11 protein-coding genes are annotated in these 8365 nt (G+C 51.3%); 7 read left to right on the top strand and 4 right to left on the bottom strand.

What is annotated here, in order from left to right:
* Positions 1–192 precede the first annotated feature (192 nt).
* From AAH187_RS10810 to AAH187_RS10795, 4 genes are all read left to right on the top strand, one after another.
* A complete protein-coding gene (locus tag AAH187_RS10810) occupies positions 193–738 on the top strand; it encodes a hypothetical protein (RefSeq protein WP_342348468.1) in 546 nt (181 codons plus the stop codon).
* A 203-nt stretch (positions 739–941) separates the two neighbouring features.
* Complete coding sequence (locus AAH187_RS10805) at positions 942–1232, top strand: nucleotidyltransferase family protein (RefSeq protein WP_342348467.1); 291 nt, start codon at positions 942–944, stop codon at positions 1230–1232.
* Positions 1229–1573: a DUF86 domain-containing protein gene (locus AAH187_RS10800; protein ID WP_342348466.1), complete on the top strand. Its 345-nt coding sequence runs from the start codon at positions 1229–1231 to the stop codon at positions 1571–1573. The genes AAH187_RS10805 and AAH187_RS10800 overlap by 4 nt, the downstream gene beginning before the upstream one ends.
* A gap of 137 nt (positions 1574–1710) precedes the next feature.
* A complete protein-coding gene (locus AAH187_RS10795; protein WP_342348465.1) occupies positions 1711–2577 on the top strand; it encodes a hypothetical protein in 867 nt (288 codons plus the stop codon).
* On the opposite strand, the gene larB is transcribed toward AAH187_RS10795, so the two are convergent.
* Together larB and AAH187_RS10785 are read right to left on the bottom strand one after the other, a co-directional pair.
* Positions 2543–3313: a nickel pincer cofactor biosynthesis protein LarB gene (gene larB, locus AAH187_RS10790; RefSeq protein ID WP_342348464.1), complete on the bottom strand. Its 771-nt coding sequence runs from the start codon at positions 3311–3313 to the stop codon at positions 2543–2545. The genes AAH187_RS10795 and larB overlap by 35 nt on opposite strands.
* Positions 3310–4377, bottom strand: coding sequence for an NAD(P)H-dependent glycerol-3-phosphate dehydrogenase (locus tag AAH187_RS10785; RefSeq protein WP_342348463.1), 1068 nt, complete (start codon positions 4375–4377; stop codon positions 3310–3312). Before AAH187_RS10785 ends, larB begins: the two co-directional genes overlap by 4 nt.
* A gap of 283 nt (positions 4378–4660) precedes the next feature.
* Between AAH187_RS10785 and AAH187_RS10780 the strand changes: the two genes are divergently transcribed.
* A complete protein-coding gene (locus AAH187_RS10780; RefSeq protein ID WP_342348462.1) occupies positions 4661–5008 on the top strand; it encodes a zinc ribbon domain-containing protein in 348 nt (115 codons plus the stop codon).
* Between the two features lie 150 nt (positions 5009–5158).
* Here AAH187_RS10780 and AAH187_RS10775 read toward each other — a convergent pair whose 3' ends face one another.
* The gene (locus tag AAH187_RS10775; RefSeq protein WP_342348461.1) at positions 5159–6082 is read right to left on the bottom strand and encodes a peptidoglycan-binding domain-containing protein; all 924 of its coding nucleotides are present in this window, start codon (positions 6080–6082) and stop codon (positions 5159–5161) included.
* Between the two features lie 266 nt (positions 6083–6348).
* Here AAH187_RS10775 and AAH187_RS10770 point away from each other — a divergent pair, with 266 nt between their 5' ends.
* Positions 6349–6564: a hypothetical protein gene (locus tag AAH187_RS10770; RefSeq protein WP_342348460.1), complete on the top strand. Its 216-nt coding sequence runs from the start codon at positions 6349–6351 to the stop codon at positions 6562–6564.
* Between the two features lie 359 nt (positions 6565–6923).
* Here the strand turns inward: AAH187_RS10770 and AAH187_RS10765 are convergent, their stop codons facing one another.
* Positions 6924–8096 (bottom strand): DUF2914 domain-containing protein, encoded by a 1173-nt coding sequence (locus tag AAH187_RS10765; RefSeq protein ID WP_342348459.1) that lies wholly within the window; start codon positions 8094–8096, stop codon positions 6924–6926.
* Positions 8097–8185: 89 nt separating this feature from the next.
* Between AAH187_RS10765 and AAH187_RS10760 the strand changes: the two genes are divergently transcribed.
* Positions 8186–8365, top strand: a 180-nt coding sequence (locus tag AAH187_RS10760) for a hypothetical protein (protein WP_342348458.1), incomplete at its 3' end; no start/stop codon positions are given.

Below are 8365 nucleotides of genomic sequence, written 5' to 3'. Positions count from 1 at the left end.
CCCCATTTGTGTTTTATAGTTTTACGCCAATATCTGGGGAGGCAGTGGACAGGAAAATTTCTTTTTCCGGTTTTTACAACCGATAAATTTGGTTAGCCACGAAAAGTATATACCCTGTTTCTTATGGGTCTATCCAAGTCTGTGAAAATTTCTTGATCTAAAAAAAGTTAAACGATGAGCCAGAGGAGGTCGTTGGTCCAGGAAATTTACAAAGACTACACACCAGAGGTGAATGTCAGGAAGATCATTCAGATTCTGCTTGAGTATGTGCCACCAGAAGACTTGGCCCATTTACAGTCTATCGTTCTTACAAATACCGCCGCCTTATCACGGAAAAGGAAGCGGCAAAGAGGTGCCTCGGGGGCTCCTATTTCCCGCGTATTGGGCCGCTGCCAGCAACGGTGGAAAGGACAACTGGCCAACATAGAAATTTTTGTAGATAACATCCTGAGTGATGCGTCCTGGTATGACCTGAGGATACCGATGCTGAGAAATGGGATGTTCGCCAATGTTCTGTATCATGAGATTGGACATCACGTCCAGGTTATCTCTAACTCTCAACTTGTCAAAGAGGAAGCCTTCGCCGACAAATATGCCCGTCGCCTTAAAAAACGTTTCGTTCGGCAACGGTATGGGCATTATCGACCATTGTGGAAGTCCTTTTATTGGTTTATCAAAAAGGTCGGCTTGGTGAAGTTTATCGAACGCCGTAGCGGGGAAATAAGAGAGGAAGCATAATAGAATTCTAGAGTTAAATGGAAATTTTGGTAAAAATAAGAAGTAGAGGAGAAACATGTATCACTGAGCCTTCCGGCCCCCCACGCCATTAGCCCTCGATCCTACGCTCGTTGAACTTCTCTGCTATTGGCCGGAGCCCTGGTACGCTTGTCAGATGAGGCCTCAATGGGTATTCTGTTTGTAAAGAATCCGGAGTGTATACCGTGACGACCACTGACTTGCTCAGATCCAGACGAGACAGCATCATCCAGCTTGCTGCGCAACATGGAGCGCATAACGTGCGTGTATTTGGGTCGGTGGCCCGAGGGGAGGCTGGTTCCTCAAGTGACATCGATCTATTGGTGGAGATGGATCAGGGGCGCAGCCTGCTGGATTTGATCGAACTGAGTCAGGAGTTGGAAGCGTTCCTTGACCGCAAAGTGGATATCCTTACCGATCAGGGACTCAGTCCCTACCTGGAACAGCGCATTCACGCTGAAGCCGTCCCCTTATGAAGGACGACCGCATTTACCTTCTGCACATTCGAGACGCTATCCAACTCATTTTGGAATATACCGTAGCTGGCGAAGTAAGCTTTCTCGCCGACCGGAAAACCCAAGATGCCGTCGTGCGCAACCTTGAAATTATCGGGGAGGCCACCAAGCGCCTGTCTGCCTCCCTCAAGAATGCTCATTCTGACGTCTCATGGAAACCCATCGCTGGCATGAGAGACAAGCTGATCCACGATTACTTTGGCATCAATCTTCAACTTGTGTGGGATGTTGTTGAGCGTGACCTGCCGGTCTTAAGGCTCAAAGTCTCACAGCTCTTAGGAGAGTTCGGTCAGACATTCTAGCCGCGATTTTTTGGTGTGATGGAAACCACCTAGCCCCACTTCGCGTGGCGTGACGGACTCCCTCTCTTTCCGGTGGCCCCAAAATAAATCTCAAATTTGATTGGTCTCAAGAGAAAAATTTTGGCACAATGATAAGGATGTCTTCGACACGCAGGAAAATTCAATGGCGGTGGCAGCCTGGTTTATTGGTGCTGGCCCTCGGGTCATTTCTCGCTCTTTCCCCCTTCAGCTCAAGCGAGGCCAAGTCTAAGTCCAGGTCCGTGTCGGTTTCTCCCGTGAAGATTTCGGAGGTCGTGCTCTCTCCCGATCCCTTTATCATTGGGAAAAGTCCTTTGAAGTTGACCATCCTCGTGGATCTGCCGTCATCGTTACGTGGGGCCAATGTGCTTGAAGTGTCGGCCATGATCACCTCGCCGACGCGGCGCTCCATGAGTTTTATTGCACATCGCCGGTCGGTTGACGACCAGGAGGTGAAAGGGAGAAATCTCAGCGTTCCGGTGGAGTTGGTCTGGGATGGGAAGGATCAATATCATCAACTTGTGGCTGATGGCTCGTACTTTTATGAACTTCAGGTCAAATTAATGGAGGATGAGGGGAATGGTCCCCGCACGAAGGTTGTGTCGCATCGGGTGCACGGGACACTCGAAGCGTTGGCCTATGTGGGTGAGGTATTGCCTCCCCTTCCTCCGGAGCCGGATATTCCCGAGGAACTTGAGATTCTCCGTGAGGGGGAGAGTTCTGAAGAGAATGGCCCGGTCACGGAGGAAGGCTTGAAATCTTCCGACGATCTCCTGGTTCCAGAGGAGGAGACCTCCATAGACGCTACGGGAATTCTTGAGCCGGAGGAGGCCGGTGTTTCAGAGTCTGACTCTCAAATCGTTGATCCAGAGGAGAAAGACGAAAAGATAATCCCTGAAATGCAAGAGTCGCCAACTTCGGACCCTTTGAACGATGCGATGCTTGAGTTACCTAAGTCCGGGGAGGAGCTTCCGCTTCTCCGTTAATATTGATACGGTGGGCGAGACAGCCTGCTCCAAACCCGTTATCGATATTTACTACGCCGATTCCTGATGAGCAGGCATTTAGCATGGTCAGGAGAGGGGCAAGCCCGCCAAAATTCGCCCCGTAGCCCTGGCTGGTGGGCACGGCGACAATCGGGCGATCGACCAACCCTCCTACCACGCTGGGCAACACCCCATCCATTCCCGCCACGACGATGATGACCCGTGCCTGGTGAAGACTCTCCTGGCGATCCAAAAGCCGATGCAAGCCTGCGACGCCAACATCATAGAGTGTCTGCACCCGGCTACCCATGACCTCGGCGGTGACTTTGGCCTCTTCTGCCACTGGGATGTCGGAGGTGCCGGCTGTGACGATAAGAATCAACCCCTGCTTCTTCCGTGCGCTATCGGCAAGAGACACCATTCTTGCCATCTCATGATACTCCGCTTTGCGGGCCAATCGCTTGAGACTGCGCGCATTAGCGGGCGTAACGCGTGTCGCGAGAAACGGTCCGCCGGCCTTTAATAATTTTCGAGCGATAGCGGTAATTTGTGCGGGTGTTTTCCCTTCGCACAGGATCACCTCCGGAAAACCTTGTCGAAGCGACCGGTGATGATCCACTGAGGCAAACCCGAGATCTTCAAACGGGAGGGTGCGGAGCTGACGAATAGCCTGGGGGACAGAAACGTGTCCGCCTTGTACCCGTTGAAGCAAGGCCGCTAACCGGTCGTGGTTCATGAATGAGCCCTGGAGCCAAAGGTCGCGGTGCTGGCGGAAAAAAGGCCATCTGTTTCGCCTTTGGCTAATCGGGACATCAAGTCGGTCACGATATGCCGGGGATTGCGCGCTTCAAACAGCATTTGGAACACGCCGCGCACAATGGGCATATCCACATGATAGCGTTCAGCCAGGGCCATGGCGGCCCGACTGGTGGGAACACCTTCAGCCACGGTCCTGGTGGTTGAGCGCAACGTCGTCATATTCGCGCCTTTGGCCAACTGCAGGCCCACCTGGTAATTCCGGCTCAACGTCCCGGTACAGGTGAGCACCAGATCTCCTAATCCCGATAGCCCATAAAAGGTGGCAACATCGGCGCCCATGGCCCGGCCTAACCGGATCATTTCCGCCAGTCCTCTGGTGATTAAGGCGGCTCTCGCATTCGATCCAAGGTCCAACCCGTCGACCACCCCAGCTCCAATGGCCATGACATTTTTTAAGGCACCGCCCAGTTGCGCACCGATCATATCCCGTCCGGCATACACGCGAAACTGTGGAGTGATGAAGGCTTGTTGCAAGCCATTCACCAGATTGAAATCCCGCCCGGCGAGTAAAATGGTCGTAGGTTTCCATCGGCTCACCTCTGATGCGAAGCTGGGTCCGGAAAGAATGGTGATGAACGGATGCCACACTGCCGGGAGATGACTTTCGACCACCTGACTCATCAATTGCAGCGTGCCTTCCTCAATGCCTTTGGTCGCAATGATAATGGGAAGAGGTTCCTTTAGTAGCAGGTTGAGTTGCTTTACCATGTTGGCCATGGCATGTGAGGGTGCCGCAAGCAGGATGACATCCGTGCCCTGCACGCAATCGGGAAGACTGATCGTAGCCTGGATAGAATTAGGTAAGACCACCTCCGGGAGATACCAGGAATTTTCTCTTGTGCGCTGGATGGTCTCCGCCACCTCAGGCTCATGCGCCCATAAGCGGATGCTGAATCCTTTGGTGGCCAATAGGTGAGCCAAAGCCGTTCCCCAGGCTCCGGCGCCAATCACTGAGAGGACACGAAAGGAAGTGGGTGTCACGGTGTCTCCTGACAAAGGTGGTTCATGGATGATTGTGAAGGTGGTGCATGGGCCAAGGGGGCGAACGGATATACTGGGAGAAAAGCCTGCACCGGCCTGATGGAACGAATGCGGGTCGATGTTGGGATTGAATCGTGATCTGTTGGGAAATTATAAAAATGACGTGGGAAGTGAGTCAAATTATTTTGCCTGTTTCGCCTGGACGAATCGATAAAAATTGGGCAAGATAGAGAAATCCAACAATCATAAGGCATGCGTCATCTTAACAGAAATCAGGTGCTGTGTGAGTGAAACCAAGCCGTGTCCTTCTTGTGGCTATGATCTCCCTCTCAAAGGACGGTTCTGTCCTAAATGCGGGAGTCGGGCGGATCGAAAACAGGTAGAGGAATCCAAGCAGGAGCCGCTCAACCTTCGTATTCTCTATATTATGGTGGGGCTACTCATCCTGGCCGTCTTATTTCCTCCCTGGCAAACGCCACCGGAGCAGGCGCCGGAATTTTTAGGATTTCACTTTATTACTTCTCCCCCCATGGAGGGGGCTCAACGCAGTCCCATCCTCCAAAACATTCAACTCTTCACAATTGCCGTGGCTGGGCTGTACTTTTCCTGGGCGTTGAGAGGCAAGGGCTAACCTGGCCATTCCTCCGAATCCGGCGAGGACGTGTTTGGTGAGGGTGACACCGGAAGGCATGGGATATCGGGAATACCCGGGCTCCAGGTTTCCCCAACATCCCGTGTTATCTTCCTGTGAGAATCACGATTGAAGCCGGATCACAGCCGGTTACTTGGCGACTTGCAGGATTTGTTGAATGGCCTCAGACTTTTGCATCCGGAGGATCTGGTAGATTTTTGGACCATCTTCCAGGACGTATTGTCGGTCTTCGGCCTGCACCTTCGCGCACGGTCCTGGTTTCCCTTGTAGAGAAAGAAAACGGGTGACAAGCGGGGGATTCCGGGAAATCCGTAGAATACTCACGGCACAGGCTTCCCCATCATAGGGTGCCGACACGATGTTGGCATCATCCCATTCCTGAATATCATAGACATGAGTGTGCACTTTGAGTTGGGGCACATTCGCATTGACCAGGGATGCGGTCGAGTCGATACACCGTTTAAATTCTCTCATGCAGGTGATACGCGATGTCTGAAGGACATCGTCGGTATTGCCTTCCTTGAGCATCCAGGAACCCTGGACTTCCACCCATTGCCCCCATGACTGATCGTGAAAGGTCTGTGGAGGAAGGAATGGGACTACACGATTCAAGACGCGATCATCCTCGGTGAGATGTTTCAGTGTCGGAAAGTCGAGGTCCCCGGTCTGAGAAAGCCCTGATTTTTCCTGATAGGCTTTCAACGCCTGTTTGGTGGATTGGTCGAGCGTGCCTGTATATGGTCCGACTCCATATCCAAAACGCCCCAGGAAAATCTGCACTCCGGTCATCAAGGTACGAAATTCATCCGGCTTTTTCCGTAATTCATCCAATTCTTCCTGCCCCTTTTTTTCTAGCGATATTTTTGAGGCGTCAGTTTGTGGTGGTTGACCGGGCGGGGGTGATGAAGATTCAGATGGTGCTTGTGAAGAGGGTGGTGTTTTCTGCTCTTCGCTCGCCGCGAAGCAGGAGGCATTAGAAAAGAGGACTCCTCCGACACCAATGAATACATAAAGAGCCATCAATTTGAAAAGTTTACCGGTGTGTTGCGACATATCACATTCCCTTCTAAGAAACTAAAAAACAGAACATCTGTGTGGTATTTAATCAATACCTGTGAAGATCAGGATCATTCCAGGTGGAGTTCGTGGAGTCAAGAGCTGAAGCCTGCTTGCTCTTTTAGCGGTGCGCGGTGGTCCTGAGGAAGGCCAAACGGCGAAAATGTGGAAAGAATGAAGAGGAGAAGGACCGACAAAAGACTCGTAGAGATAGCGCCTGCTTTGATTGACGGGAGGACAGATTGATCATGGCAAAACGCCGGATGGAGCATGCCCCATCCGGCGTAATGTCCGCACACTTGAAAAATTACCGTTTCTTCGTGGCAGCTTTTTTCTTGGCTGGAGCCTTTTTCTTGGCTGGAGCCTTTTTCTTGGCTGGAGCCTTTTTCTTGGCTGGAGCTTTTTTCTTGGCTGGAGCCTTTTTCTTAGCTGGTGCTTTCTTCTTTGTGGCCAAAACACTCACCTCCCTTCAAATATAGATGCGACGTTAGAGCCGCAGTGATAGCTCACCCTTACCATAGCAGTGAGTCTGTGAATAGGAACCCTTGAGCACGGTATTTGTGTAAGACGTCACGCGAAAATTTTATCGGCACTATCGTTCTGCAATGCTAAGCGATGTTCGGGAGCGAAATTGGAGAGGGAATTGATGTAAGCAAGAAGTGTTTCGATAGTTGTGCATGATGATATTGAATCTATACTACAACGTCTCAGCAATTAATTCCAGGAATTTTTTAATTTTTTTTGTCCTGCTGAAAACAGCACAGGGTGTCTGTCAGAAAATATTTTGTTGTGACGAAAAGAAACCTGATAAACATGGTCAAGGAAAGAAGAAATTTTTTCACTGTGTGATGGTCGTCAGCTCATGGGATGGGGAATAATTTGATTCGGCAGAAAACGCCATGCGTCCGATGAGTCGCCCGTCCTCCGTTTCCACATTCACGCGCCATTCACCAGGCTGGAGGCGTTGTTTCATCGTATACATGCGATACCCATGTTCTCTTCCGCCGGTGATGGAAATGGGAATGCGATCCGTGGTGATGAACTCAGCCGACTTCGTAAGTGGACGCCATTCCCAATGGTGATAGATGGTGGTATGCAACGTGATCGGGGCAAACACGGATGAAAAACTATAGACGGGTGTGTCGGTTCCGACACGGTCATCGGACCGTTTCCCCACGGCGTACCAGGGACCATCTTCATAGGTGAGCAGGTACTGATCCTGCTGCTTTTCAATGTGATGATAGATGCCGCCGGATTTGAGGGAGAGGGGAATGGGCGGAATCCAATTTAAAAAATATAACGCGGTGCACACTCCCACCAGGGCAAAAGCCGGGAAGCAAATGATCAAGGAAGCTCTGGTAGGAAGATTGGGAATGCCGCGGAGGGTGAGGCGGACGGTTTTCCACACGACGGCAATGGTGATGACGGAACCGGCTAAAAAAACCGAGGCATTCATCCATCCAGTCAGGACAGGGAGGAAAAAGGTCATAAAGCTTAAGGTGACGATTGAAAAGAGGCCCACCAGCATCTTGAGACTGGAATAGCGTCTGGAAAGAAATTCATTAGCGATTAGCAACCCGACAATGATTCCCAAAAAGATGGCGGTCGTGGACCATGACGCACTCTGGGAATAAAGGATGGCATACGCACTGAACAGCCCGCCTAATAAGAATTGCAGGGCCTTATCAAAGTGCGGACGGGCTCGATGCATCAGGCTGAGGACATTCCATCCGGATCTGTCCGGTATTGAGGGGACCAGTCCCAGTTGAAATCGACCGGTGAGGATAATGAGACTGCCCAGAAGCGTGATGTAGAGGAGGATAATCAGATTATCCAGCAATCGATCGATGCGTGTTAACGTCAGGGTATCATAGGTCACGCCGGCGAAAAAAAAGACGGCCGGGAGAATGGGTTTGAGGAATGTTGAGTGCCACTGCATCATCGTCTGGGCCACTGTCGCCGTGAGAGACGTCGTATACGTCGAAGGCAATTTGTCAGTTGTTAGATTCATTGTACCCCTTCCTTGAAAATCCTCGGAAGATTGATGGTCTTTCTTAAAGGGGTGGGTCGAAACTCTTCGGAGAACCAACAAGGCTGCTTATGAATCAAGACAAGAGGAATGAATCGCCTTCCGCTCTTTCTCTGACACTGGTCGGAATTCAATTTGCCCTGATCGGATTGATCGCCTTCACCGGGCCACTGTGGCCTTCAGGCTGGAGTCTTCGAGTGATACTTGTCTTTGGCGGAATGGTAGGCCTTTGGGCGCTGCAGGTCATGGGA

This window comes from uncultured Nitrospira sp., from assembly GCA_902500695.1.
In the GTDB taxonomy this organism is placed as follows: Bacteria; Nitrospirota; Nitrospiria; order Nitrospirales; family UBA8639; genus Nitrospira_E.
The sequence above is the reverse complement of the archived record's forward strand: the minus strand, read 5'-3'. Positions and strand labels throughout refer to the sequence as shown.

Bases quoted from the DNA above. Each gene is read 5' to 3' on its own strand.
- AAH187_RS10800 (WP_342348466.1), top strand. From the start codon at position 1,229: ATGAAGGACGACCGCATTTACCTTCTGCACATTCGAGACGCTATCCAA.
- AAH187_RS10795 (WP_342348465.1), top strand. From the start codon at position 1,711: ATGTCTTCGACACGCAGGAAAATTCAATGGCGGTGGCAGCCTGGTTTA.
- larB (WP_342348464.1), bottom strand. From the start codon at position 3,313: ATGAACCACGACCGGTTAGCGGCCTTGCTTCAACGGGTACAAGGCGGA.
- AAH187_RS10775 (WP_342348461.1), bottom strand. From the start codon at position 6,082: ATGTCGCAACACACCGGTAAACTTTTCAAATTGATGGCTCTTTATGTA.
- AAH187_RS10770 (WP_342348460.1), top strand. From the start codon at position 6,349: ATGGAGCATGCCCCATCCGGCGTAATGTCCGCACACTTGAAAAATTAC.
- AAH187_RS10765 (WP_342348459.1), bottom strand. From the start codon at position 8,096: ATGAATCTAACAACTGACAAATTGCCTTCGACGTATACGACGTCTCTC.